At 56.4% G+C, this 25,496-nt stretch carries 27 protein-coding genes and 1 pseudogene; 18 read left to right on the top strand and 10 right to left on the bottom strand.

From position 1 onward, the window contains the following. On the top strand, nucleotides 1-298 hold a 298-nt coding region (locus tag MHN28_RS16995; protein ID WP_239343763.1), incomplete at its 5' end, for an integrase core domain-containing protein. A gap of 295 nt (nucleotides 299-593) precedes the next feature. Here MHN28_RS16995 and MHN28_RS16990 read toward each other — a convergent pair. Further along, nucleotides 594-1,382, bottom strand: a complete 789-nt coding sequence (locus tag MHN28_RS16990) for a methyltransferase domain-containing protein (protein ID WP_239343762.1) — start codon at nucleotides 1,380-1,382, stop codon at nucleotides 594-596. A 261-nt stretch (nucleotides 1,383-1,643) separates the two neighbouring features. Between MHN28_RS16990 and dusA the strand changes: the two genes are divergently transcribed. Genes dusA through MHN28_RS16970 form a run of 4 tightly spaced genes read left to right on the top strand, consistent with a single transcriptional unit; the run spans nucleotide 1,644 to nucleotide 5,070 of the window. Beyond that, nucleotides 1,644-2,663 (top strand): tRNA dihydrouridine(20/20a) synthase DusA, encoded by a 1,020-nt coding sequence (gene dusA, locus MHN28_RS16985; protein WP_255733266.1) that lies wholly within the window; start codon nucleotides 1,644-1,646, stop codon nucleotides 2,661-2,663. A gap of 40 nt (nucleotides 2,664-2,703) precedes the next feature. Continuing rightward, nucleotides 2,704-3,528: a sulfite exporter TauE/SafE family protein gene (locus MHN28_RS16980; protein WP_239343761.1), complete on the top strand. Its 825-nt coding sequence runs from the start codon at nucleotides 2,704-2,706 to the stop codon at nucleotides 3,526-3,528. Further along, a complete protein-coding gene (locus MHN28_RS16975) occupies nucleotides 3,525-4,307 on the top strand; it encodes a hypothetical protein (protein ID WP_239343760.1) in 783 nt (260 codons plus the stop codon). Before MHN28_RS16980 ends, MHN28_RS16975 begins: the two co-directional genes overlap by 4 nt. 34 nt (nucleotides 4,308-4,341) lie before the next feature. Continuing rightward, on the top strand, nucleotides 4,342-5,070 hold the full coding sequence (locus MHN28_RS16970) for an STAS/SEC14 domain-containing protein (RefSeq protein ID WP_239343759.1): 729 nt from the start codon (nucleotides 4,342-4,344) through the stop codon (nucleotides 5,068-5,070). 271 nt (nucleotides 5,071-5,341) lie between these two features. Here MHN28_RS16970 and MHN28_RS16965 read toward each other — a convergent pair whose 3' ends face one another. From MHN28_RS16965 to ccmI, 3 genes are read right to left on the bottom strand one after another with little or no spacing between them, the layout of a single operon-like run. Beyond that, complete coding sequence (locus MHN28_RS16965; protein ID WP_239343758.1) at nucleotides 5,342-5,575, bottom strand: DUF1289 domain-containing protein; 234 nt, start codon at nucleotides 5,573-5,575, stop codon at nucleotides 5,342-5,344. Between the two features lie 18 nt (nucleotides 5,576-5,593). Then, the gene (gene ruvX, locus MHN28_RS16960; RefSeq protein WP_239343757.1) at nucleotides 5,594-6,058 is read right to left on the bottom strand and encodes a Holliday junction resolvase RuvX; all 465 of its coding nucleotides are present in this window, start codon (nucleotides 6,056-6,058) and stop codon (nucleotides 5,594-5,596) included. Beyond that, complete coding sequence (gene ccmI, locus MHN28_RS16955) at nucleotides 6,055-7,281, bottom strand: c-type cytochrome biogenesis protein CcmI (RefSeq protein ID WP_239343756.1); 1,227 nt, start codon at nucleotides 7,279-7,281, stop codon at nucleotides 6,055-6,057. The genes ruvX and ccmI overlap by 4 nt, the downstream gene beginning before the upstream one ends. 196 nt (nucleotides 7,282-7,477) lie before the next feature. Between ccmI and MHN28_RS16950 the strand changes: the two genes are divergently transcribed. The 4 genes from MHN28_RS16950 (at nucleotide 7,478) to MHN28_RS16935 (ending at nucleotide 12,745) form a co-directional block, all read left to right on the top strand. After that, on the top strand, nucleotides 7,478-8,722 hold the full coding sequence (locus tag MHN28_RS16950) for a sarcosine oxidase subunit beta family protein (protein WP_239343755.1): 1,245 nt from the start codon (nucleotides 7,478-7,480) through the stop codon (nucleotides 8,720-8,722). Nucleotides 8,723-8,798: 76 nt separating this feature from the next. Next, nucleotides 8,799-9,128 (top strand): sarcosine oxidase subunit delta, encoded by a 330-nt coding sequence (locus MHN28_RS16945; RefSeq protein WP_239343754.1) that lies wholly within the window; start codon nucleotides 8,799-8,801, stop codon nucleotides 9,126-9,128. Between the two features lie 43 nt (nucleotides 9,129-9,171). Further along, nucleotides 9,172-12,186, top strand: a complete 3,015-nt coding sequence (locus MHN28_RS16940; RefSeq protein WP_239343753.1) for a sarcosine oxidase subunit alpha family protein — start codon at nucleotides 9,172-9,174, stop codon at nucleotides 12,184-12,186. After that, nucleotides 12,179-12,745, top strand: coding sequence for a sarcosine oxidase subunit gamma (locus MHN28_RS16935; protein WP_239343752.1), 567 nt, complete (start codon nucleotides 12,179-12,181; stop codon nucleotides 12,743-12,745). The genes MHN28_RS16940 and MHN28_RS16935 overlap by 8 nt, the downstream gene beginning before the upstream one ends. 169 nt (nucleotides 12,746-12,914) lie before the next feature. Here the strand turns inward: MHN28_RS16935 and MHN28_RS16930 are convergent, their stop codons facing one another. Continuing rightward, complete coding sequence (locus MHN28_RS16930) at nucleotides 12,915-13,313, bottom strand: hypothetical protein (protein WP_239343751.1); 399 nt, start codon at nucleotides 13,311-13,313, stop codon at nucleotides 12,915-12,917. 102 nt (nucleotides 13,314-13,415) lie between these two features. Next, nucleotides 13,416-14,177 (bottom strand): FkbM family methyltransferase, encoded by a 762-nt coding sequence (locus MHN28_RS16925; protein WP_239343750.1) that lies wholly within the window; start codon nucleotides 14,175-14,177, stop codon nucleotides 13,416-13,418. Between the two features lie 100 nt (nucleotides 14,178-14,277). On the opposite strand from MHN28_RS16925, the gene MHN28_RS16920 reads away from it, so the two are divergent. From MHN28_RS16920 to MHN28_RS16915, 3 genes are all read left to right on the top strand, one after another. Then, on the top strand, nucleotides 14,278-14,877 hold the full coding sequence (locus MHN28_RS16920) for a superoxide dismutase (protein ID WP_170704218.1): 600 nt from the start codon (nucleotides 14,278-14,280) through the stop codon (nucleotides 14,875-14,877). Between the two features lie 279 nt (nucleotides 14,878-15,156). After that, nucleotides 15,157-15,330 (top strand): AAA family ATPase, encoded by a 174-nt coding sequence (locus MHN28_RS25060; protein WP_370645738.1) that lies wholly within the window; start codon nucleotides 15,157-15,159, stop codon nucleotides 15,328-15,330. Next, the gene (locus MHN28_RS16915) at nucleotides 15,300-15,662 is read left to right on the top strand and encodes a hypothetical protein (RefSeq protein ID WP_239343749.1); all 363 of its coding nucleotides are present in this window, start codon (nucleotides 15,300-15,302) and stop codon (nucleotides 15,660-15,662) included. Before MHN28_RS25060 ends, MHN28_RS16915 begins: the two co-directional genes overlap by 31 nt. A 27-nt stretch (nucleotides 15,663-15,689) precedes the next feature. On the opposite strand, the gene MHN28_RS16910 is transcribed toward MHN28_RS16915, so the two are convergent. Next, nucleotides 15,690-16,604 (bottom strand): arginase family protein, encoded by a 915-nt coding sequence (locus tag MHN28_RS16910; protein ID WP_239343748.1) that lies wholly within the window; start codon nucleotides 16,602-16,604, stop codon nucleotides 15,690-15,692. A 778-nt stretch (nucleotides 16,605-17,382) separates the two neighbouring features. Next, nucleotides 17,383-18,186, bottom strand: a complete 804-nt coding sequence (locus MHN28_RS16905) for an aminoglycoside N(3)-acetyltransferase (protein WP_239343747.1) — start codon at nucleotides 18,184-18,186, stop codon at nucleotides 17,383-17,385. Nucleotides 18,187-18,406: 220 nt separating this feature from the next. On the opposite strand from MHN28_RS16905, the pseudogene MHN28_RS25055 reads away from it, so the two are divergent. Then, nucleotides 18,407-18,674 (top strand): annotated as a pseudogene (locus tag MHN28_RS25055) (transposase); the annotation flags it as partial. 53 nt (nucleotides 18,675-18,727) lie between these two features. On the opposite strand, the gene MHN28_RS16895 reads toward MHN28_RS25055, so the two are convergent. Next, on the bottom strand, nucleotides 18,728-19,360 hold the full coding sequence (locus MHN28_RS16895) for a DUF4272 domain-containing protein (protein ID WP_239343746.1): 633 nt from the start codon (nucleotides 19,358-19,360) through the stop codon (nucleotides 18,728-18,730). Between the two features lie 275 nt (nucleotides 19,361-19,635). Between MHN28_RS16895 and MHN28_RS16890 the strand changes: the two genes are divergently transcribed. Together MHN28_RS16890 and MHN28_RS16885 are read left to right on the top strand one after the other, a co-directional pair. Continuing rightward, a complete protein-coding gene (locus MHN28_RS16890; RefSeq protein ID WP_239343745.1) occupies nucleotides 19,636-20,223 on the top strand; it encodes a hypothetical protein in 588 nt (195 codons plus the stop codon). Between the two features lie 358 nt (nucleotides 20,224-20,581). Next, nucleotides 20,582-21,034: a host attachment protein gene (locus MHN28_RS16885; protein ID WP_239343744.1), complete on the top strand. Its 453-nt coding sequence runs from the start codon at nucleotides 20,582-20,584 to the stop codon at nucleotides 21,032-21,034. Between the two features lie 49 nt (nucleotides 21,035-21,083). Here the strand turns inward: MHN28_RS16885 and MHN28_RS16880 are convergent, their stop codons facing one another. Further along, nucleotides 21,084-21,635, bottom strand: a complete 552-nt coding sequence (locus tag MHN28_RS16880) for a TIGR00730 family Rossman fold protein (RefSeq protein WP_239343743.1) — start codon at nucleotides 21,633-21,635, stop codon at nucleotides 21,084-21,086. A gap of 126 nt (nucleotides 21,636-21,761) precedes the next feature. Here MHN28_RS16880 and MHN28_RS16875 point away from each other — a divergent pair, with 126 nt between their 5' ends. From MHN28_RS16875 to MHN28_RS16865, 3 genes are all read left to right on the top strand, one after another. Next, the gene (locus tag MHN28_RS16875; RefSeq protein WP_239343742.1) at nucleotides 21,762-23,114 is read left to right on the top strand and encodes a LysM peptidoglycan-binding domain-containing protein; all 1,353 of its coding nucleotides are present in this window, start codon (nucleotides 21,762-21,764) and stop codon (nucleotides 23,112-23,114) included. 77 nt (nucleotides 23,115-23,191) lie between these two features. Further along, complete coding sequence (locus MHN28_RS16870) at nucleotides 23,192-24,991, top strand: ABC transporter ATP-binding protein/permease (protein ID WP_239343741.1); 1,800 nt, start codon at nucleotides 23,192-23,194, stop codon at nucleotides 24,989-24,991. Nucleotides 24,992-25,149: 158 nt separating this feature from the next. Then, nucleotides 25,150-25,473, top strand: coding sequence for a hypothetical protein (locus tag MHN28_RS16865; RefSeq protein WP_239343740.1), 324 nt, complete (start codon nucleotides 25,150-25,152; stop codon nucleotides 25,471-25,473). The last annotated feature ends 23 nt before the right edge of the window (nucleotides 25,474-25,496 follow it).

The raw sequence follows: 25,496 nt of genomic DNA, 5'->3' as shown, positions 1-25,496 counted from the left end.
GGATCATATTCGAGGTGCTCCGTACCACCCGCAAACTCAGGGAAAGATCGAGCGCTGGCACCAGACTCTCAAGAACCGCATCTTATTGGAAAACTACTATCTGCCCGGTGACCTTCAGCAGCAGATCGATGCTTTCGTCGATCACTACAATCACCGGCGCTACCACGAGAGCCTACAAAACCTTACGCCCGCTGATGTCTACTTCGGACGCGGGCAGACCATTCTAAAACAACGAGAACGGATCAAACGAAAGACCATCGAAACCCGGCGCTTGCTTCACCGCAAAACCGCCGCATAATCAACCCAACCAGATGCGCCAAACCCTCTCTTAGCTCAGGCCGCCATCTGTCCCAAATTCCCTGACGACGGACAACCTTGAACCCGACCGTCTGGGTGTTCAGGTGCTCGACGAGTTTCTCGACCGTCTGCACATCGACCTACAGTATGACACCGCGCCTCTGCTTGACGGTCACGCGGTAGTGCTTGCCCGCCCCAGCCGCAGAGTGACTTTTACTTTGGCACCTGTGCCTTGGAAGGCCGTATCGGCCAACCGCGTAATCTGAGACCGCTCCATCAATTCCGTCGTGCCTCGTCTAGGACGTCCTTTCCATAAGAACACGAAATTCATTTTCCCCCGGCATCGTGTCCTCGGCATGTACCACGCGCCAAGGGATAAGGTGTTGCAGGTCGCCAACGATCCGGCAGAAGCTGTCACAGGTAAAAACCGAGCAATGAACGTCGGTGTAACGCCGGGCCAAATCCTCGGCACGACTAATCGCATCCTCCATGGGCATGCGATAGAGATGATCATCCGGAAGATCCCCCGCCCATGATCGTGCGTGGTTCAAGTCACAATGATAGTAGATTTGGCGAATGATCTGATACTTGTCTGGCATTTCTTGCGCTCTGTCGTGGCATCGCAGCCAGTCGACGGCATCGGACAACGGTTTGAAATAGTCGAAAGTATGACTTCGGTCAGGTAAGGACAGAAACAGATGTGCGGAAGACGCGGCGATCTTTTCAAGATCCTGTAACCAGTGAATTGGGTTTGGCAAGTGCTCTAATACATGGTTGGCAATGATCAAATCTGGCATGATCGTCACCGCCTCCGAAAGCGCCCGGTCGCGCAGGATGAAATCCACCTCGACAATGAGTGAACTGTTGTGGGCGGAATTGTTCTGATGTCGATTGATGGATTCCGACTGGCTGAAGTAGTCCGCGAAGTAGACTTCTTCCTCCGACTTCAGAAAGGTTGGGCAATCGAGTGCGCCGACCTCCAGCACCTTGAGTTCGACCGGCCCGAGATGTTTGAGAAGGAATTCCCTCCGGCGCTTGGATCTTGTTGAGATGTCCTCGCCCTTGGCATTGGTGATCTTTGGCACGGTGTCGAATCCTTCTGTTATTCAGCCATGCCGACGACCTAGCTGAAATACGCATGTATAGTCTATAGGTCAGGTCTTGCCGCTTCGGTAAATTGGTGCCATTTCCGCAATCCTTGGTTACAGGGATGCGTGGGGCCGAACTGTGCAAGGCGAAGCTCCGCGCCTTGCATTCGACTTGCATTCTTGCACATTGCTTGCAATCGAACTGCAAGGCAGAGCGCATTGAGTGCAAGCCAGTCTACAACGAAGCGACGGGATAAGATGGATAAGACGCTGATAGTATTGGAAAAAGTGGATGCTTCCAAGGCCGCGCGTTTATCCGTGGCCCCGATGATGGACTGGACCGATCGGCATTGCCGGTTCCTGCACAGACTGCTCAGCCGGGAAACACTGTTGTACACGGAAATGGTAACTGCGCCGGCGCTTGTAAGGGGTGGAGCTTTGCATCTGCTGGACTATAGCCCACAGGAACATCCTGTTGCCCTGCAGTTGGGCGGTTCTGACCCGCAGGAACTTGCGCAGGCGGCACGGCTTGGAGCGGACGCGGGGTACGATGAGATCAACCTGAACTGCGGGTGCCCGTCAGACCGGGTGCAGTCTGGCACATTCGGCGCGGTGTTGATGAAAGATCCGGGTCGCGTGGCCGAGTGCGTCGCCGCCACGCGGGACACGGTCGATGTTGAGGTAACAGTAAAGTGTCGCATCGGCGTTGATGAACAGGATCCCGAAAAGGTCTTGCCAGACTTCCTGCAGGCCATTCGCGCAGCCGGGTGCCATCGCGTAACGATCCACGCGCGCAAGGCCTGGCTGCAGGGGCTGAGTCCCAAGGAGAACCGCGATATCCCGCCACTGGACTACGACCTTGTCCATCGGATGAAGGGCGCGTTTCCGGATCTGCATATCTCGATCAACGGTGGCATAACGTCCCTGGAACAGGCGCGCGCGCATCTTGAGGCCGGGTTGGATGGCGTCATGATCGGACGGGCGGCCTATCACCAGCCGACTGACATTCTGGCCGGGGCGGACTCGCTGATTTTTGACACCGGGCAGGCGGCCGATCCGATTGATGTTGTTCAAAAAATGGTGCCCTATGTCGAACGGCACCTTGCCGAAGGCGGGCGCCTGCACCAGATCACCCGTCATATGCTGGGCCTGTTTGCCGGTCGCCCCGGTGCGCGTGCCTGGCGGCGGTTTTTGTCCGAGGGGGCGGTTCACGAAGGTGCCGGACCCGAAGTGATGCTGCAGGCTCTGGACAGTATCGCGCCTTTGGCAGAGGTTTGACTGGAAAACGATACGGCCACCAGGCCGGTTTGGGGGGATGATGCCCGAGACGATGTTGCTGGCCCAGATGCTGGGCCTTTTGCTTGCGATCGGAGCGCTGGCCGGCGTGCTGGCCGGGTTGCTGGGTGTCGGTGGTGGCATCGTTCTGGTGCCCGCGTTTTTCTATGCGTTTCAAACGCTTGGTTATGGTGGTCCGCAGTTGATGCAGCTGTGCCTTGCCACATCGCTGGCGACGATCATCGTGACCTCTTTGCGTTCGGTTTTGGCACATAACAAGAAAGGCGCGGTGGATTGGGAAATCCTGCGCGGCTGGGGGCCGGGCATTGCCGTCGGAGCCATCTTGGGTGTGCTGGTTGCGTCCGCCCTGCGGACCGAGGCGCTGCAAGCCCTGTTTGGCCTGCTGGGGATGGTGATTGGTGTCTATCTTGGATTGGGCAAGTCGGAATGGCGGCTTGGCGATGCCATGCCTAAAGGGGTTAAGCGTGCGATCCTGTCTCCCTCGGTCGGGTTTCTGTCGGTCCTGATGGGGATTGGTGGTGGCAGCTTTGGCGTGCCATTGATGAGCCTATACCACACTCCCATTCACCGGGCGGTTGCGACGGCCGCCGGATTCGGAGTGATCATCGCGGTACCGTCGGTTATCGGATTTCTGTTTCTGGACATCGCGCCCGAGCATCGGCCGCCGTTTACCATCGGTGCCGTCAACCTGGTTGCCTTTGCAATCGTTGTCGCCATGACGATGATCACCGCTCCGTGGGGTGTGAAACTGGCCCATGCCATGGATCCTAAGCCTTTGAAACGTGTCTTTGCCGTGTTCCTGACACTGGTTGCGCTGAACATGCTGCGTAAGGCGTTGGGCTTTTGACGGAATTTTGGGAAAAAGGGTGGGTCCGGTTCCCGCATGACCCGGCGATTGCTGAATGGATTGCGCATGCCTTGCCTCGCGCCCGCGCCTCGGTGACGGATCCAGCCTATGCGGAATGGCTGGATTGCGAAGGAACTTGGTTCATTGGCGTCGACGCGCTGGACAATGACGCAGAGGGCAGGGTGGCCCGCTCTGCGCCTTTGTCCGGGCAGGCCATGGACTTCATTGCCGAACACTATGGGCGATTGCCGCTGCATAAGGGGCAGGTTTCGGTCGTCTATCCAGGTTATCCCCGCCCACGTCGTGGTGAAGGTGAGGCGGCCAGCAAATACAGACGGAACCGTGACGCGGCGCATGTGGATGGTCTGCGGCCCATTGGGCCGGATCGACGCCGCCGGGTGGATGAGCCGCACGCCTGGATTCTGGGTATCCCGCTGACGGAGGCCAGTAAGGACGCCGCGCCGATGGTTCTTTGGGAGGGAAGCCACAAGATCCTGGGCGCTGCCTTCGCGCGCGCGATGGAGGGCCAGCCGCAAGACACCCTTCACCAAATAGATATCACCGACATTTATCAGGCGACCCGCCGTGAGGTGTTTGAAACCTGCACCCGCATCGAACTCCCGGCAAAACCGGGTGAGGCGTACCTGCTGCACCGCCACTGTCTGCACGGCGTCGCGCCCTGGGCTGAAGGGGCCACTGCCGGGACAGATGGACGGATGATCGCCTATTTCCGCCCCGAATGCGCCGGGGGAGTAGCCGAGTGGGTCGAATCCCCCTAACGTGTTGCCATTATTCAGGTTTGGAGGTTTTTCGATGATTACTGTCCACACGGATTCCGATGGCGCACAGATCGAAGTCGAGCTGTCAGGCGAAGTGACCAGCGCCGATTACAGCGAGACACTGGTCCCCGCTATCGAGGCAGCCCTGACCGAGCATGACTCGGTACGGTTGTTGGCCATCGTTCAGCCGGAATTCAAAGGCTACGACCTTGGGGCGGCCTGGTCTGACACGAAGCTTGGCCTCAGCCATTGGCGCGGGTTCGACCGCATTGCCGTCGCGGCAGATCAGGGTTGGGTGCAAACCAGCATCCGACTGGCTGCACCAATTCTGCCATGCCCCGTTCATGTGTTCGAGCTGTCCGAAGTCGAAGCCGCGCGCCGCTGGATGCGCGAGTCGCTAGGGGCGATTCACGTGACCGATCTGGGCGGTCCCTGTGTGCAGATCAGCCTGATGGGCAAACTGGACCCCGAAGAATACAAACAGGCAGAACTGGATCTTGATTCCGTGTTGGCGTCCAAGGACGGATTCCGCCTTTTGATCGATCTGCGCGAGTTTGATGGCTGGCAGGGATTGACGGCCATGGCCGCACATTTCCGGTTGGCTCGGGGACATATCGGAATGCTGGACCGTGCGGCAATTGTCGGCGACAAAGCCTGGCAGCATTTGGCGCAGCGAATTGCAAGCCATGTCCTTGGCGCACGGACGCAGTTTTTTCCGTCAGAGGATTTTGACAACGCAAAATCCTGGCTGGCGGCGGGCTAGGGGCTTTGGTTTGAAAGCTGCACATGCGGCCTGACTTTACCATTACGTAAAGTCAGGTTTGCGAACGCTCAGTTTTTCTTGATTGGTTGGTCAAAAAACGCTTAGAGTACCTTTGTTCATCCGCGAAAACCACTTCGGATGAACACTTATGCTGAAGAGCGCCGCTGTGGGTTGCCACTCACTTACCGGATGTCTTCGAACTTAATCCCCCCTCGGAGTTCAGACCAACCTGCAGCGGCGCAGATTCACCGAACCCGGTTCAGGACAATATTCAGGATTTGTCGAGGCGGGCAGCGCGACCGCCGCGCCGTTTGGCCAGACGGGGCTTGCGGGCTGGTAGATCTTCCATGATCTCAGCACGTTCTGTGCTGTCCATTTTCGACCAGCGCGTGATCTCGTCGATGGTGCGATAGCAACCGGTACAGATGCGTTCTGTCGGGTGCACGACGCAAATCTGGATGCAAGGGCTCTCGACCTCGTTCCTTTTCCAGACCATGTTTGTCATCGGTGTACCCCATTGCCACTAAAGAAAGCGCAGCCTGTCCAGCGCTCCTTGCAGAATATAGCCAGCCGCAACGTGATCGATAACCTGTCCGCGACGTTTTCGTGTCGTATCCGCCTCAAGCAGTGCCTTTTCTGCCGCTACCGTGCTGAGCCTTTCGTCCCAAAAGCCGATGGGAACCTCGGTCAGGCGGGACAGATTTCGGGCAAAAGCACGGGTTGATTGGCAGCGGGGACCTTCGGTACCGTCCATGTTTTTTGGCAAACCGAGTATGACGCCGCCGATTTCCCGGTCGGCAATGATTTCCAGCAATCTGGCGGAATCCAGCGTGAATTTCTTGCGCCGCACCGTTTCAAGCGGGCTTGCCACGCCACGCATCCGGTCCGAGACAGCCACGCCAATGGTCTTTTCACCCAAGTCCAACCCCATCAGGGCGGTCATGGGCGCGAGCGCGGCCGCGAAATCTTCGAACTCATCCAGGATCATTGCGCAATCCCGGCCTGCAACGCGGCGGCGTCGATCATTTCAAGCGCCTCGGCATTTCCGGCAAACACTTCCATGGCTTCGTTTTTGATGTCGATGGCGCGCTGCCCTTCACCCAATACACCCAGAGCGGCGATCAGCCGGGCCCAATCTTCGGGCGCGCCGCCTTCGGTGGCCAGCCGGTCAGAGAGCTGATTGACCATGCCAAGAATCATTTCCTGGCGTTCTTCCGGGGTCAACGCCTCGGCGGCCTCAACATCGTCCTGACTGGGGCCAGAGACCGCAGGAGCCTGAATCTCGGGTGCGTTAAAAACGCCTGCCCGGAAGGCCAACTCATCCAATTGCGCATAGATTGCCTCTGCCCAAGGGGCACCGGCCGGAGCATTGCGCAATGCATCGACCCAGATGCGATATCCGATGTCGGGGCGGCCAAACTGAACCATCATCTGGCCCAGATAATACAGGGCAGGACCATGGCGCGGATCGCGCTGCAAAGCTTGTCTCAGCGCCTCTTCGGCTTCGGGGGAAACGTATCCACCTGCGGCCAGAATCATCATCTCAGCCAAGTGCGAATAGGCGTCTGCGGGAACAGTGTCGCCGGACAGCTCAATCACACGTTGCTGCGCCTCGTAAGCCGCCACAAAGTTGCCCGCGTTCGCCTCGTGTTGGGCCAGTAAAATATTGCCTTGCAAGTCGTCGGGACGCGCGGCCACGGTTTCCCGCAATTGCTTCAACAGCGTTGCATAACTCTCTTCCAGCTGAGGCTGTGGGGCTGGCGTCGCGGTCGCTTCGAACTCAGCCTGGCTGGGGCGTTCTGCCCGCAGGGTTTCCGCCATCTCAAGCCTGAGCGATAGGGGCTGATCCGGAAGTCCTGCCGCGCCCATCCGGTCATACATCCAGGATGCGCCGCCAACCAGAACAAGTCCAACAGCGGCGATCGCCGTGATCGAGATCCAGCGCGGTGGCCCGGCCTGTTTCCCCTGTTCCTGCATCTGGGCGTCTGCTGCCAGAATGCGTCGCGAGATTTCTGTTCGCACACGCTCGGCATCTGCTTCACCGATAACGCCGCGGGCCAGATCCTTGTCCACGCCCGCCAGTTGTTCGCGATAAACGCGCAGGTCGTAGGCTGCAGCGGGTTCGCGTGTGTCGCGCCCGCGCAGCATGGAATATCCCAGGAACACTGCCGTCACGAGTGCGGTTAAAATGATCAGGGCCCAGAATGTCATGGCTTCTCCGATATGGCTGCCTTGACTTAGACCTCTCGGCGGGCCGAAAAAAGGGACAAATGGCCGCTGGTAGCCTTCATGTCGCAATAATGGAGCCTATGTCGCAATAGTGCGATATTACGGCGTTGCGCGGCAGGGCCTTAGTATCGTTACACGGCATATCTTCGCCCAATCACCGAACCTGATGGATTCGCCTATGAAACACTATTCAGCCTTTGCTGTAGCGCGCGAAGCGCTGCGCTATCACACCGGATGGGAACGCGCCTGGCGTTCGCCCGAGCCCAAGAAGAAATACGACGTCATCATTGTTGGTGCTGGCGGCCATGGTCTGGCGACCGCGTATTACCTGGGTAAGAACTACGGCATCCAGAATGTCGCCGTGATCGAAAAGGGCTGGTTGGGCGGTGGCAACACCGGCCGGAACACGACCATTATTCGCTCGAACTATCTGCAGGACCCGTCGGCAGCGATCTATGAAAAAGCGCGCAGCCTTTACGAAGACCTGAGTCAGGACCTGAACTATAACATCATGTTCAGCCCGCGCGGCGTCATGATGCTGGCCCAGACACAGCATGAGATTCGCGGCTATCAACGCACGGCGCATGCAAACGCGCTGCAGGGTGTAAAGACCGAGTGGATCGGTCCCGACCGGGTAAAACAGCTGGTTCCGATCATCAACATCGACGGTCCGCGTTATCCTGTTTTGGGTGCGCTGTGGCAGGAACGCGGCGGCACCGCGCGCCACGATGCGGTGGCCTGGGGTTATGCCCGGGCGTGCTCGGCGATGGGCATGGACATCATCCAGCAGTGCGAAGTCACCGGCGTCCGGTCTGACAATGGACGCGTTGTCGGTGTCGACACGACCAAGGGCGCAATCGACTGTGACAAGCTGGGCATCGTCGTGGCGGGTCACTCTGGTCAGCTGGCCGAGATGGCAGGCTTCCGTCTGCCGTTGGAGGCGATTGCGCTGCAGGCGCTGGTCTCCGAGCCGATCAAACCCTGTATGGATGTGGTCGTGATGGCCAACACGGTGCACGGCTACATGTCGCAGTCCGACAAGGGCGAGATGGTTATCGGCGGCGGTACTGACGGGTTTAACAACTTCACTCAGCGCGGTTCGTTCCACCATATCGAGGAAACGGTCCGCGCGCTGGTCGAGACCTTCCCGATGATCTCGCGCCTGAAGATGCTGCGTCAGTGGGGCGGGATCGTTGACATGACCGGCGACCGCTCGCCCATCCTGTCGAAGACGCCGCTTCAGGGCTGCTTTATCAACGGCGGCTGGGGCACTGGTGGCTTTAAGGCGATCCCGGGGTCCGGATGGGGTATGGCTCAGTTGATGGCCACGGGCCATTCGCCGCTGACCGAAGCCTTCTCGCTGGACCGGTTCAAAGAGGGCCGCTTCATCGACGAAAGCGTCGCCGCCGGGGTGGCACACTAAGGGCTCGGCCCGAAGTTGCCCGATTACAGAATTCTGGTCGGCCACAGTGCCGATCAACCGCCAAAAGGATGATCACATGCTGATCCTGAATTGCCCTTATTGCGGCGTCGATGCCGAAGAAACTGAACTGGCCGCCGGTGGCGAGGCGCATCTGAAGCGCTATGGCCCGGGTTCGTCGGATGATGAATTCCACGACTACCTGTTCATGCGTGAAAACCCCAAAGGCGTTCATTTCGAACGTTGGCGCCACAGCAACGGCTGCGGCAAGTGGTTTCACGCGGCGCGCTGCACTCAGACGCTCGAAGTGTTTGGCACCTATTCCGCCCAGACCACCGAGCCGCCGCAAGAAATCAAGGACGCGATCACTGCAAAGCGCCCTGGCTGGTCGTGGAGAGAGTATAAATGATCCGCGCCGCCACCCGTAATTCCGCCTGCGAAAGGTCCGCAACATGAGCACCCGTCTCGCAAAACAAGGCCGGCTGATTGACCGGTCGAAACAGGTAACCTTCACCTTCAACGGCACCTCGATGCAGGGCTACGAGGGCGACACTCTTGCCTCGGCTCTGCTGGCTAATGACCAGATGATGATGGGCCGGTCGTTCAAATACCACCGTCCGCGCGGCGTTGTCGCCAGCGGCGCGGAAGAGCCGAACGCTCTGGTCGGTCTGGGGCAGGGCAACCGGTTCGAGCCGAACCAGCGTGCCACCACGACCGAGCTGTTCAACGGCCTGACTTCGGTTTCGCAGAACCACTGGCCGAACCTCGAGTTCGACATCGGCGCTGTGAACACCGCTTTCGCACGGTTCCTGCCGGCCGGTTTCTACTACAAGACGTTCATCCATCCGAAACCGTTCTGGAAGCACGTTTACGAGCCGATCATCCGTCAGTCCGCTGGTCTGGGCAAAGCGCCCGACAAGGACTCGCGCGATGCGGACACCTATGAGCACTTCTACGCCTTCACCGATGTTCTGGTGATCGGTGGCGGTGTCGCGGGTCTGCAGGCGGCCAAAGCGGCGGCGCAATCTGGTGCCAAGGTCATGCTGATCGAGCAGACCGCCCATTGGGGCGGACGTGCGCCAGTGGATGGCGGAACCATCGACGGCGAGCCTGTGGATAAGTTCGTGGAACAATTGGTTTCCGAACTGGAAACAATGGGCAACGTCACCATGCGCAATCGCTGCATGGGCGCGGGCGTCTATGACCACGGCTATGTGCTGGGTTATGAGCGACTGAACGACCACAAACCGGGCACGCAAGGCCCGCGTCACCGCCTGTGGCGTATTCGTGCAAAACAGGTTGTCACGGCAACTGGTGCCATCGAACGTCCGCTGTCGTTTGCAGGCAACGATGTGCCGGGTGTGATGCTGGCTTCGGCGATGCGCGACTATGTCGTAAACTGGGGCGTGGCTCCGGGCGAGAAAGTGATCGTTGCCACCAATAATGACGATGCGTACCGCACCGCGATCATCCTGAAACAGGCCGGCGTGGACGTTATTCGCGTGGTCGATGCCCGTGCCGCGGCTGGTCCTCTGGCCGAAGAGGCGCGTCAGCTTGGCATCCGCGTTGATCCCGGTAAGGCCATCGCCAAGGTCAAAGGTGGCAAGCGCGTCAAAAAGGTCGCCCTGTGCAATCAGGAAGGCATCGGAGGCGCTCGCGAGGAAGTTGAGTGCGATGCGGTTGCCATGTCAGGCGGCTGGTCTCCGGTCGTCCACATGTGGTCGCATTGTGGTGGCAAGCTGATCTGGGATGAGGCGAATGCTCATTTCCGTCCCGATCCGTCGCGTCCGCCCTTGGGTGCCAATGGCGAAGGCTTCGTTCTGGCCGCTGGCTCGTCGAACGGTCCGCTGGCGCTGGCTGACGTGCTGACTGACGCGCAGGCGGCAGGTACAGCTGCGGCCAAGGCTGCCGGCTTCAAGCCAAAGAACACCAAGGCGCCCGTTGGTGAAACGACGACAGAGGCCCCGATGGAGGCCGTTTGGCTGATGCCAGCCAACGCCGAAGTTCAACTGCGCATGAAATCCTGGCTCGATTTCCAGAACGACGTCAAAGTATCGGACGTCCAACTGGCAGCACGCGAAGGGTACGAAAGCGTTGAACACACCAAGCGTTACACCACGCTGGGTATGGCGACCGATCAGGGTAAGTTGAGTAACATCAACGGTTTGGCGATCCTTGCTGATGCGCTGGAATCGGAGATACCAAAAGTCGGTACCACCACTTTCCGCCCACCCTATACGCCGATTTCGCTGGCGTCGATTGGTGGCGAGGCGCGCGGTGAGGTGTTCCAGCCGATCCGTCAGACACCAATGCACGACTGGCACGACAAGAACGGCGCGGACTGGGAGCCGGTCGGCCACTGGCGTCGGACCTATGCCTATGTGCGCCCCGGTGAGTCTGTACATGACGCGGTGAACCGCGAGGTGAAGAACACCCGCGAAAACCTCGGCCTGCTGGATGCGTCGACGCTGGGGAAACTGATCGTCAAAGGCCCGGACGCCGGCAAATTCCTCGACATGATGTACACCAACATGATGTCCACGCTGAAGGCCGGCAAATGCCGCTATGGCCTGATGTGTTCGGAAAACGGCTTCCTGATCGACGACGGTGTTGTCGCCCGTATCGACGAGGACACCTGGCTGTGTCACACAACCACCGGCGGAGCGGAACGTATCCACGGTCACTTGGAAGAGTGGCTACAAACTGAATGGTGGGACTGGAAAGTCTACGTTGCCAACGTGACCGAGCAATACGCTCAGGTCGCCGTGGTCGGCCCCAACGCGCGAAAGGTGTTGGAAAAGCTGGGTGGCATGGACGTCAGCAAAGAGGCGCTGCCGTTCATGGAATGGCGCGATGGCAAGATCGGCGATTTCGATTGCCGCGCCTACCGCATCTCGTTCTCGGGTGAGCTGTCCTATGAAATCGCCGTTCCTGCCAGCCAGGGTCAGGCATTCTGGGATGCCTTGATGGAAGCAGGTAAAGAGTTCGGCGTGATGCCTTACGGCACCGAATGTCTGCACATCCTGCGGGCCGAGAAGGGCTTTATCATGATCGGGGACGAGACCGACGGCACCGTGATCCCGCAGGATCTGGGGCTGCACTGGGCGCTCTCGAAAAAGAAAGAGGACTACCTCGGTAAACGCGCCCATTCGCGCAGCCATATGGCCGATCCCGAGCGTTGGAAACTGGTCGGTCTGGAGACTGTGGATGGTTCCGTCATCCCTGACGGAGCTTACGCAGTGGGCGAGGGCGTCAACGCCAACGGTCAGCGCAACATGATCGGCCGTGTGACCTCGACCTACTATTCGGCCAATCTGGGCAAAGGCATTGCCATGGGTCTGATCAAGCACGGACCCGACAGAATGGGTGAGATTGTCGAGTTCCCGGGCACCGACGGCAAAACCTACAAAGCTAAGATCGTGGACCCGATCTTCTTCGACAAGGACGGGGAGAAGCAGAATGTCTGAACCCATCAGCGCACTGAACCACGCCAGCTATGACGGCATCGCCAAGGTCGAAGAAGTTGGCCTGCAGGGTATGATCACCCTGCGGGGCGACCTGTCCGACAAAGTACTGGCCAAGGCCGTCAAGGACGCCACCGGTCAGAACGTGCCCGGTCAGCGCGAAGCTCTGGTTAACGGTGATACCGGCGTCTGCTGGATGTCTACCGACGAATTGCTAGTGCTGGTGCCTTATGCCGAGGTCGAGGCCAAACTGGCCGCGATGGCCAACGCGCTCAGCGGCACACATGCTCTGGCAGTGAACGTCTCGGACGCGCGTGCTGTATTCCGTATCTCCGGCGCGAACGCGCGTGAGGTGCTGGGCAAGCTGGCTCCGGTTGAGCTGTCGGCAGAGGCGTTCCAGCCCGGTCAAATCCGCCGTTCACGCCTTGCGCAGGTGGCGGGGGCGTTCTGGATGGACGACGCTGAGACTTTCCGAGTCGTCTGTTTCCGTTCGGCTGCAGACTACGTGTTCAAACTGCTTAAGATTGCGGCGCAACCGGGCAGTGAGGTCGGGGTTTACTGACACCAGATCGCGTGCTCGCAAAGGCCCTATCTGGAATTATTGAAGGAGGCTTTCAGAAAGCCTCCTTTTTTGTGTGTGTCGGCGTCCAAAATTTCGAATGTTGGGGCGTAAGCCTCGCGCAATCCGAGGCTCTTGAGCGACGTATTGGTTTGGCCTTCAGTTCGATTGTTTAACCGGAGATGACTTTGCAGGTGCCGCTACCTGATGGTCTGTTTCCCAAACTGGCATTTGTGAATTTGGCATAGATTTTGACCGTGTTCTGGGCCGGGTTTAGCGTAGCTCGGTAAACCATGTTGTAGTGCCGTCCACTAAGTCCGCTTAAATTGGCCCGCCACGTCAGCTTGTACCGCTGTTTCCTGTCGATTTTCATTTCGACCGGGGCCGCATCATGATGGCGGCTTTCAGCAGTGCTCTGTTTTGTGGCATCGTCCAAGGTAAAGATATAATGCTCTGCGATCCAACCGCTATCTTCGCGGCTGTTTACGGCGCAGTCATAAACTTTGGTCTCTGCTATCGCGTTACCGGCCAAAAGCACTGCGGCCAAAAAAGAAGTAAATCCAATTCTCATCTATCAGTCAGTTTCCTGTCCTATTCCGTGTTCAAGTCAACACGCTAGGCGTCGGTGTTCAAACAAAAAAACACGTAATGCGGGAAGATTTGGTGTCGCACCCTAGTCGCTTACCAAAATCGTTTGAAACTGCTCGAGCGCCTGCGCCTCCAGGGTTTCGGCATAGTCCAGCGGGTTACCGAATGCATCCTTGAAGTTCGAATAAAATGACAACCCGCTTAGAATTTCCGATGTCCGGCGGCTCCTTTCTTCTTCTGCCAAGAGGGGCGAGTGGAGCGAGAGATACAGGGCAGGGCGCGCCTTTTTCAGCCAGGGCAGTATCGTCGGCAGTACAAAGAACTCAGCCCCTTCGATGTCCATCTTGACCAACGAAACGCCGGACAAATCATTCACCGCCTCGAACTGATCCCAAGCGATCGTCAGTGCGTCGCTGCCATGAGCACCGTCATGCAGCAGAGAGCTTGTGGAATCTCCCGGCTCTCCGCGCACCGAGGCCATGCGGGCGACGCCGAACTGATCAGACAACGCAACGCCGAACGCCGAGACGTTTTCGATGTCGTTCAGGTCCAGATTCCATGCCAGATGCCGATACGCCGTCGGGTCCGGTTCAAAACACCACACATGCCGGGCCTTGCGGGCTCCGTACAAAACAGTGGGGCCGACCCATGCACCGATATCCAGATAGTCGCAGTCAGGCGACAGGAATTTGTCCAGAACCGCGAAGGTTTCGGGTTCCCAATTGCCCGCAGACGCTTTGCGCCAGAATTTCGAATGGTAGGGGTCAAGGCGGAATGGCTCGCCATTCAGGTTGCCCGCATAGTATCCGCGGGCGCGGTAAAACATCTTGCGCGCCTTGGTCAGCATCGCCTGCCTCCGGGTTTTCTTGTCTCGGCTCTTGACCTGCGGCGGTTGCCAAAGCATTTAACCCTTGGGAACCGCAACTTACATTTAACAGGGGGCCGACATGGCTTTTGAACTTCCTGATCTTCCTTATGCACATGACGCGCTGGCAGCCAAGGGTATGTCCGCGGAAACGTTGGAATATCACCACGACCTGCACCACAAGGCCTATGTCGACAACGGCAACAAGCTGATCGCCGGCACCGAGTGGGACGGTAAGTCGCTGGAAGAGATCATCGTTGGCACCTATGACGCAAACGCTGTTGCGCAAAACGGCATCTTCAACAACATCAGCCAGCTGTGGAACCACAACCAGTTCTGGGAAATGATGGGCCCTGGCGACAATGCCATGCCGGGTGAGCTGGAAAAGGCTCTGACCGAGAGCTTTGGCTCGGTTGACGAATTCAAGTCGCAGTTCAGCGCCGCTGGTGCCGGTCAGTTCGGCTCGGGCTGGGCGTGGCTGGTCAAGAACGCCGACGGTTCGCTGGCCGTGACCAAGACAGAGAACGGCGTGAACCCGCTGTGCTTTGGTCAGACCGCGCTGCTGGGATGTGATGTGTGGGAGCACTCGTACTACATCGACTTCCGCAACAAGCGTCCGGCTTACCTGTCGAACTTCCTCGACAACCTGGTGAACTGGGAAAACGTTGCATCGCGGATGTGATCGTTAACCCGACATGGGTTTTCCAAGGGCCTGCTGGCGGCGACGCTGGCAGGTTTTTTCTTGTTTGAGGTGGCTGTTTCCAAAGTCTTTTCGGCGTTTTGCATCGTGATCGAATGACTGGTTCGAGCCCGAAACGACCGATGCTGCGTCTTACATGAATGTCAGCTACCGGTTTGGGTGAGCAAACATTAGAATTTGGTTAAATCACTGACTCGCCTCTATGTGGCAACTCTGTTGTAAAACAAGACAGAATACTTTTTCGAAGATGATTGATGAACTATGAAACTCGGCATTGTCGTAACCGGGCTGCCAGCAAGTGGCAAAACGACAGTCGCGCGTGAAATAGCAAAGCGTTTGGGTTTGGTTTTTCTGGACAAAGATGATTTTCTTGAAGAGCTGTACGAGCGCCATGGTGTCCCTTCGTGGGAACATCGAAAGAAGCTGAGCAGATAAGCCCATCCGCCGAGCATTATGTGTCATTGATTTGCGATCAACATGAAGTGGCTGTTATCTTGCCCGAAAAGGTCTGGAAGCATTGTGACGTATCAGCAGTTTGTCGTGACAGCTTCGGGCCACTCGTCTGCCTGACTTTCGACGTGCCACTCGATATCGAAGTTGCGGGCTACCTTCAGCCAGTCGTTAACTGCTTGGCGAACGCCGGGCTATCGATAGTTCCACAATGTGCGCTGATCTACGATCATATTCAGGTCAATGAAAAAGACAGTGATGCAGCAATAACGGCTTTGACTGAACTCCGGCAAAGCGCGTTATCCGATGCACCTTAAGTACTACCTGGCCAACATTTGCCATCTTTAACTATGCGATTTTGCAAACACCCGTTGAACTGTTTCAATGATTTTTTGCCCATCGACCAGATCGGAATCGTTGTCGGGGTTATAATCTGACATCGAAATTCCGACTAGCGAATTGTCCTGAACAAATGGCGTGACCAATGCTTCGAATTCGATCCAAGTCAAGCCGTGTGGCATCAGATAGTCAGCGGAAGGAAGTACGTTCTCATCCATCACATCCCAATCGATGTGTAACCAGAACTTCTTCTGCGTATGTTTAAGATAGCTTAGCGTTTCTTTGGCCACATGCGCTGCCCCGTTGTCGCGCAGATCATAGATATTGCAGTGCTTCAGTCGCCCGCAAAAATCACTTGGCATCAGGGAGCCGTCGGCCCTAGCCAGGTCTTCGTCCCTATATGCCAGAAGAACAAGTTCTTCGGGTTCAAGCAAAGCATCTGTACCCATAGCCTCGGCCAGTTGCGGTGGCCCGTAGCCAAGCAAAATTGCTGCGGGCATATCGGCACAAAGACCCTCTGGAGACGTTTCCCCAGTGTACAAGTCCATGTGCCCATCTACGTATACGACGGCAACATTGTCGTGAGTGTCCTTCGCTCCAGCCACTGCCCCGATTACCATCGAGCAGCACCCGCCCTGAACCACTGGGATGTCACCTGCTTTTGTGATTTTCGCGATTTGATTACGAGTTTCCCGTGTTAGGTGCTCCACAGAAGCGTAATCAATAATTCCGGTAGCTGGATCACGCGTGGTATCCAGTATGCGCACCGGCATGTCATTCAGATCACGTCTCGCACCCAGCGCTTCACGCAATCCCAAGCGCCGGAGGATCAGGGGGGCAAGACTACATCCGCCCGGAGTTCCCTCGCAGTCTATTGGTGCGCCGATCAGAACGAACCGCGATTTGCTACCTATTTCCATGAAAGTCACTTACCTGAATTCACTCGCATCAAAGACATAATCGAAAGTCCGAAGTTGGAGACTGGCTGTCAATAGTATGTCAATCTAAAGTTTGTCTCCGGTGCGAGATGCGATGACTGGAAAAGCGGATATTGAAGCAACCGCAGCATGTATCCGGTTAGTCGTATGGTGTAGGTATCGGACCTTTTTCTGAATGTCTGCTATGGCAGCGTCGGTTAAGACGGGCTCTTTTGACACCTCCGCCGCGACTAAAACAACGTCCGCTCATGATAAGGAGTGTCGTATGGCCTCATAATCGTAGGTTGTAAGCTCAAGGCGGTTTTGGTCGGGATCCAAAAAGTACAGTGACCACGAGAATTGATGGTCAACCACATCTGTACGGCTAAGTATTTGTCCAGATTTTGTAGTCAGTTGCAGTACTTCGAGATCACCACAAAATTTAAGAAAGCTTTCTCCATCCACTCGAAAAGCAACCGTGTTATCCCGAGACAAGGCTTCGCAGCTACGCGCGAATAGTGACAGAGTGGGGTTTCCATCTCCCCCTTGAAGAATGAGAGGTCCCATCGGGTCATCAGCCCAACGTGACAGCCCCACGTGTCTTTTCAGACCCAAGACACGGTCGTACCAATCCGCCGCAACTTCCCTGTCAGATACCTCAACGTGAACGTGATCTATTTGCTCAACCTGCATGACTAACTTTCTGTTTGCGCTGCACTAAATCCCATAGCGTGTTTTCTGGATCGACAAGATGCACATTTGGTTATTCATAACAGCTACCTTATTCACGGTCTCCACTCTTGAGATTGGCTTCGCTGATCCAATGGCTGGCGAAATCCACCAGCCTCGAATAGTCACAGACTTTACATCCTGACGCGCCAAGTTTTCCGAAAGTCACCACGCCCGTTTGCTCGAACGCTTCGCCAGCATCTGGAAACAAACGGTTCATGTCATCCGCAACATCGGGTGTTTCAATCCATTCACCTGTTGCGCCACCGTTTTTGAACCGGCGAATCTTCTGCCGTCGATGCTCCGCAAGGGTTTCGGCAGTGTGAAGCGCAGAGCATCGATTCCACCCCACTCCTATGAGCAGAATTTTCATTGAATGGCGGAAACGCAGCTTGCCGAGTGGTGTGGCTTCTCCGGTGGCCCAAGCCAAACTATGCTCGGCCAGATACTTGTCAGAATCTAATCCGTTGAGGCAGATCGAAACCGCAGGATGATCGCTTCGCACTGTCCCTGGCCACGTTCTGAATGTTTCTGCAATAATCCCCATTTCTGCGCATGATGATCTATGTTGGTCAAAACCAGGAACTGCATCCTCAACATGTGCAACCTGTTCCTCACCTAGACTCGATTTATCGAGGTCAGCCGGAAAGTAAGCATCAGAAGAAAAACCGGGCATTCCAAGCAACCCGGTTTCACCAACTGCGTTCATTAGCGTCTGAACAACGACCCGAGGCCCGCCAATGACAGGGCCGATAGACCCCAATGATGCGTGGACGAACAGGCCATCGCCTTCCTGAATGCCAAGAGCCTTAAGATCATGAAATAAATTCGATTGCGTGTATGGAATATCAGTCATGTGAGTGGGTTAGCATACCCAGCCTTGCGAATACACAGTTGAAACCGGCGCTTGTTTCCCTAAAGCGGACAACTCAGCTCTGACACCGAATGACCGCAAGCTCCCGCAGAGTAGACATCAGTCGCTCCTCATTGTTAACTTTCGAATGTCTACTGTGAGCCCAACGTAACCGATGCTGCGCTTAGGTTGGGTGACTGCTTTTTGATTAAATCTCAAATACGCAGTCCTTTACCCCATCGTTATTTTCGACGCCCTTCGGGTGAAGATTCGGGATGCCGATAGCCGCATGGTCAAGAGTGAGCCATTGATGCGCCATTGGTTCAAGCACAATGGCGAACGCCGTCTACGTGGCCTTTGGCGTCTCACGCGACGGCGTCCGCGAGGTCCTGGCGCTTTGGATCGCCGACAATGAGGGAGCCAAGTTCTGGATGTTGGTGATGACTGAACTGAAGAACCGTGGCGTGCTGGACATCCTGATCGCCGATGTTCGATCTCCGCACACACAGATAGAGCCTCTATTTCCGTGGGTCGCTATCGCCCACTAAGTATCAAGACTGACCTCATCCCACTCATCACTACCTCCGCAAAGCCATTCGAGTGCATGCCTTCGCTCAAGAACGGCAGCTATCTTCACGTTCTCAAGATCGACTGGCTCTTGCCAAAGCTCTGGATGTCGCGTGCTAGCATGTAAACAATAATATATATCCAATTTCTGGCATATCTCAGCTTCAGATCTCAACCTGAACGAAACGAGTAAATCCTGAAAATCGCTGGCGGGAGGAATTTGAGGATAGATATCGGACATGTCGGACTCGCTCTCTGGCCCGTTGATGTCAGGAACCAAATTACCTGCCCAACACAAAACATATACAGACTCCTGCATCCAAGACAGCCGATTCATCGTTTCGGTATCCAGTTCGCTTTTTTCAAACAAAGCTTGCTCGCCCAGAGAGAGGTGTCTCCAGGTGTTCGCCTCTAACAACCACTTTTTTAGTCGAAGTCCCTCGACACCCGTCAAGCCTACCAGCGCATGCAAAGCGTTGATTCTCTCGCAAATTTCAACAGGTTTCTTGAGGCCCTGAATATCCAAAAAAGGAAGGTGCGGGTTAACGGATACATGCCTAGTACCTAGAACCCGAGCCGTCTCCTTTCTTATATTTGAAAAACTGACCACGTAAGATTCTCCTAGTTTTTCCGGTTGGCGATACCGCTATCAACTAAGCAGACATTTCCCAATTCGCCTGAACTGAGTGCTCTAGAACTCGATAAAGGTGTCATTTTGTACTGAACCTGAAAAGACCCCTTTAAGCAGTTTCTTGTCTAAGCAGCAGTTCGTGCAAAATGTGGAGAAATCTACGAGTGAGCCCAAAGCTACACCTGTCTGCTCTCTCTTTTGACGTGAAAATCGTCAACTGATAGCTCTTAGAAAATTGCAGAGGCACCGAGCTGATGAGCTACATAGATTGTTATAAACATGAATTGGTTGGTCTGTTCGGCCACCTTCCGGTCTATCGTCCCCTTCAAGAAATACCCGGATCGCTTGACCCGAACGATGGTGACTTTCGGTGCCTTCCCAACCAACTAGTGCTGGGTGGTGGGAGTGGTGAACATCCTGGCTTGGTCTTATTGTGCCCCGAGAGAGCTGTCGCCGAGTTCATAATTCACAATCCAGATTTGGAACTACCTGACGAGGTGGAAAAAAGTATTTGGGAGCAAAGTGTTGAATCAAATCCAGCTTTCTTGTTCTCCGGTTGGTCTACTGAAGATCACCATAACTTTTTTGAACTTTGTACGGGACCAGGTCTTCCAAACAGGTTTCATCCTTACCATGAGTTCAGTTTTGAAACGTGGCTGCTTTTGGGGTTTGGGGAGTTTGTTTACTATTCGATGCCTAACCTTGTACCTAGTTCCCTAATTGAAAGGGTCGGTTCCGCGCCAACGCCTCTGCATATCCACTTCAACAATGTTTTGTTGGTCCCTCCAAGCATGCCTGTATATGCAAATGGGGGAAATGCTTTCTTCAATCTTGAAGACTAGGGGCAACGGCGGGATTGTCCGCACAGCAGACTTTAAGCCGGATAGTCATTAGAGCGCTGAGTGAACTTTATGACGTAGCTGTAACGACTTAATTTGTTACCAGAGCATGGCTTAGGTCAGGACCATGCCAGTATTTACAGTTGGTCGCCGTCGCAACGACAGGTGGAAACCTGCCGATACGTCAACTTTCGAATTGAGACTTATTGTACGAGCGCTCCGCAGTTCCTAGCTAAGTTAGGCGGAGGGAGAGAACCGCAAACCACTAAGAAAACCGTCAGGCAACGCGCCGGCTACCAGCGGGCGTGTATCAGTAGAGATGTGCCTGGCACTTGAGGAATGGCCACAACGGGAGATCACAATGGTCGAACTTGCACAGGGAACATGGGTTGTTATTGCCGACGGGGAAAAGGCACTGTTCATGGAGAACGTCACCGATGCCGAAGACCCAAATCTGGTTGTCGTATCGGTGGAAGAGAGCGACGGACCAAACGCCAAGCCTTCAGACCGGGCAGGCCGCCGTTTCGACACGGCACCAAATCAGAAATCTGCGGTCGAAGAAAACAAATGGAAAACCCATGCGAAGTCCCTGTTTGTTCAGGATGTTGCCAATCTCCTGAACCGCAAGGGATTGAAAGGCGCTTATGACCGGCTGGTTCTGGTGGCCAGCCCGCATGTTCTGGGGCTTTTGCGTCGGCGGCTGCACAGCGAAGTGCTTGGCAAAGTTATCGCCGAAGTCGACAAAACCCTGACCAACCACCCACTGCACAAAGTCGAGCAGGTGCTGAGAAACCGTCTGGCACCCGCAACTTAAGTTTTGCCAAAAAAGACGGGCGGCTCTGACCGCCCGTTGTTCTGCCTGATTACGTCAAAACCTGTCTCAGCGTGGACATTGCGGTGTTTGGATCTTCGACCCACGTGATGAATTCTGACAGCGATTGTTCCGCAAATCCCTGACCGATGACCTGCTGCAGCAGGTCATGCAGCGCGTCCCAATAGCCATCCACATTCATGACCAAAATGGGTTTGTCATGCAGACCCAGTTGCCGCCATGTCAGCGCCTCGAACAACTCGTCCAGCGATCCGGGGCCGCCGGGCAACACAACGACGGCGTCGGCATTCATGATCATAACCTTTTTGCGTTCGTGCATCGTTTCGGTAATGACGAAATGGGTCAGGTCCGTTTTGCCGACCTCTCGCTTCACAAGGTGAACCGGGATCACGCCAAAGGTTTCCCCGCCAGCAGCCTGCGCCGATCGCGCAACTTCGCCCATCAGGCCCACATCCCCGGCACCATAGACCAGCCGCCAACCTTCGTTGGCCAGCAACTCCCCGAACGTGCGCGCGGCTTCGGAATACGCGGAATTCGCGCCATTTCGTGACCCGCAATACACACAGACAGATTTCTGAGACATAGGATGGCTTCTCCGGGCTTGTGTCTGGGCTTTTGACCCGTGATAGCGGGATTGATAGATTGGCTCAACCGTCAGGCAGAATGTGTTATACTCAAAGCACTTGCGCTGCGGAGCGAAAGGAAAAGAATGAACTCCAAGTCGGGAAGCGAAAGCTCCGGAACTTTCACCTGGGGGGTGATCGCCGGCATCGTTGCATTGGTTGGGGCAGGTGGATTGTACCTGTCCGGCATCTTCGGGAACAACTCACAAGACGCGACGCCTCAGCCGGATGTGGCAGTTCAGACCACGGAAGAGGCCAGCCCGGCTCCGACCAGTTCTCCGGCGGCTGAGGATCAGGCGCAGCCGGACGCCGAACCAGAAACCACCGAAACAGCGAGCGATCAGGACAGCGCCGAACCTGCACCGGCGGCAGAACAAACGGCTGAGGTCGATCCTGGGACAACGCCGCCGACGCTGGACCAGATCTTTGTTGAGCCAGATGGCAATACGGTTTTATCCGGCAACGCTGAGCCCGGCGCGGATGTTCGCGTCTTGCTGGACGGGGAGCAGGTTCACAGCTTTACCGTCGACGATACGGGTCAGTTCGCAGAATTCCTTTCTATCCCGTTTTCGGAAGACGCGCGTGGACTGACGCTTGAGACAGCTGGCGAGGATCAGCCCGTGCGTTCGGACGATTACCTGATTGCCGCCCTGCCTGATCCGCAGCCGGACGCTCAGGAGGTCGCGAGCGCAGAAGCGACTGAAACTGCGCCTTCCGCTGACGCGCCTGAAGCGAGTGATGAAGGGACGTCCGCACAGGAAACCACAGCTGACGCGACCGCGTTGCCCGAGACTGAGGTCGAGACGGCGGAAGCAACGCCAGAGCCGAGCGAAGATCAGGCAGAGCAAACAACTGATGAGGTTGCAGAGGAAGCCGAACAGAACCAACAGGTTGCCATCCTGCGTTCAGGTGAAGACGGGGTCGAGCTGGTACAGCCCCCGTCAGAGCAAGGCGCATCGGACGAAGTTGCTTTGGACACGATCGGGTATTCGGACGCTGGCGACGTTGAACTTACCGGTCGGGTGCCGGACGGGTCTGCGGTGCGGCTGTATCTGGACAATCAACTGGTCGCCGATCTGTCCCCGGTTGATGACGGCAAGTGGCGCAGCGAACTCGAAGGGATCGACCCGGGCGTTTACACCCTGCGTGTGGATGAGGTTGCGTCGGATGGCACCGTCGCCAGTCGATTGGAAACCCCGTTCAAACGCGAGCCGCTTGAGGTTCTGCGCGCCGCTGAGGGAACAGATGCGCCTGAGGCCGAGCAGAAGACACCCCCGATCCGTTCGGTTACCGTACAGGAAGGCGATACGCTATGGGCCATTTCCCGTGACCGTTTCGGAGATGGCATCCTGTATGTCAGGCTGTTCGAGGCCAACCGGGATTCGATCCGTGACCCTGATCTGATCTATCCAGGGCAGATTTTCACAATCCCGGAATAAACTTTGCCTCTGGCCCTTGCGGGGCCCAGGGCCTATCTCTGACCGCAGATCAGGTAGTGATGAGACGAACAGCGCCGATGACCTCAGCCGATATGCCCACGCCCGACGAACGACGCTCTGGTTGGCGCACGATCCGCAAGGTAGCTCCTTATATGTGGCCCGCAGACGAACCGTGGGTAAAACGACGCGTCGTGCTGGCCATGGGGATGTTGGTGCTGGCAAAGCTGATCGCGGTTTATACGCCTATCCTTTACAAAGGCGCGGTCGACGGTCTGGCGGGCGAGGGTGTTCCGCCGCTGGCGCTGGGTGCCGTGGGCCTGACCGTCGCCTATGGCGTCGCGCGAATGATGACTGTTGGTTTTCAGCAACTGCGCGACGCGGCCTTTGCTCCGGTAGGGCAACGGGCGCTGCGTGCGCTGGCGCTTGAGACGTTCCAGCACATTCACCAGCTGTCCATGCGATACCATGTGACGCGCCGGACCGGCGGGCTGAGCCGGATCATCGAGCGCGGCGTTAAGGGCGTGGAGTTCCTGCTGCGCTTCCTGCTGTTTTCCATCGGGCCGCTGATCCTCGAACTGTTGCTGGTTGCGATCATCCTGATGTGGCTGTTCGATGTCTGGTATCTGGTCGTCGTCGCGGTCACTATCGCGCTGTATATCTGGTTCACCTTCGCGGTGACGGAGTGGCGCGTGAAACTGCGGCGCGAGATGAACGATCAGGATACCGAGGCTAACCAGCGCGCCATCGACAGCCTGCTGAACTTCGAAACTGTCAAGTATTTCAATGCCGAACGGCGCGAAGCTGAACGGTACGACGTCTCAATGAAAGCCTATGCAGGGGCGGCGCTCAAGACGGCGTATTCGCTGGCGTTCCTGAATTTCGGCCAGTCTTTTCTTATTACCTGCGGTCTGATTGGCGTGATGGTTCTGGCGGCCATCGGAGTGCAGCAGGGCACGCTTACCGTCGGCGATTTTGTCATGGTCAATGCCTACATGATCCAGATCACCGTGCCGCTGAACTTTTTGGGCACCGTGTATCGTGAAATCCGTCAGTCTCTGGTGGATATGGGACAGATGTTTGATCTGCTGGAACAACCCGCCGAAGTCTCGGACAAGCCAGGCGCGCCGGAACTGGTCGTTAATGGCGGCGAAGTGACATTGGATAACGTCCGCTTTGGCTACGATGCGGATCGCGAAATACTCAAAGGTGTGTCGCTGACCGTTCCGGCTGGTCAGACTGTTGCGATTGTCGGGGCTACCGGGTCGGGCAAATCCACCATCGGGCGTCTGCTGTTCCGCTTCTACGATGTCACCGGAGGGGCTCTGAAGATCGACGGGCATGATGTGCGCGACGTCACCCTGAACAGCCTGCATGCTGCCATCGGTGTGGTGCCGCAGGACACAGTGCTGTTCAATGATACCATCCGCTATAACATCGCCTATGGCCGCGACGGCGCCACTCAGGAAGATGTTGAAGCCGCCGCCAAGGCCGCTCAGATCCATGATTTCATTGTTACGCTGCCCGAAGGTTACGACACCAAAGTTGGTGAACGTGGGCTGAAGCTGTCAGGCGGTGAAAAGCAACGCGTTGGGATCGCGCGCACGTTGCTGAAGAACCCGCCGATCCTGTTGCTGGATGAGGCGACCTCGGCGCTGGACACGGACACCGAACAGGACATCAAGGACGCTCTGGCGCGGGCAGGCGAGGGGCGTACAGTGCTGACTATCGCCCATCGCCTCAGCACTATTGCCGAAGCGGATCGGATCGTGGTGCTGGAACAGGGTGAGATCCTGGAGCAGGGGACCCATGACCAACTTTTGAGACGCGAAGGTCGGTACGCGCAATTGTGGAGCCGTCAGCAAGCTGACGCCGCCTGATTCAGTCACGAGGGTTATGGCGGATTTAACGCTGAACGGCGCTTTGATAACACGTTCATTTATCCACGTTTAATTTGACGATTTTTTTCGTTGATGACATTTTATCGACAGGCATAGTGCTTGGTGCTTTGGCCGATCCCTAAACAAAGGAATATCTGATGAAAATGCGTGCAGCAGCAGCGTTGACCGCAACTGTATTTATGGCGACTTCGGCACTTGCCGATGATCTTGAGTTTCTGGTGGTAAATGACTCCAGTGCGGATCTGGTCGAGTTCAATGTCTCGCCCGCGTCGTCCAGTGATTGGGAGGGCAATCTGCTGCGCGGCGGCTACCTCGCCCCCGACTACGAAGCTGACGTTGTTATTGCGGACGGGTTGAGCACATGCATCTACGACATTCGTGGTGCGTTCCACGACGGTTCGTCGGTCGAAGACTTTGGCCTGGACCTGTGCGATCTGGGTGAATACGTGTTCACCGATTAATCCGGCGCAAAGAAAAATGGCGA

Origin of the sequence: Ruegeria sp. Ofav3-42, assembly GCF_022347725.1 — a bacterium.
Taxonomy (GTDB): Bacteria; Pseudomonadota; Alphaproteobacteria; order Rhodobacterales; family Rhodobacteraceae; genus Ruegeria.
Note: the sequence above shows the minus strand (reverse complement) of the source record. Positions and strands in the feature narration are given on the sequence as shown.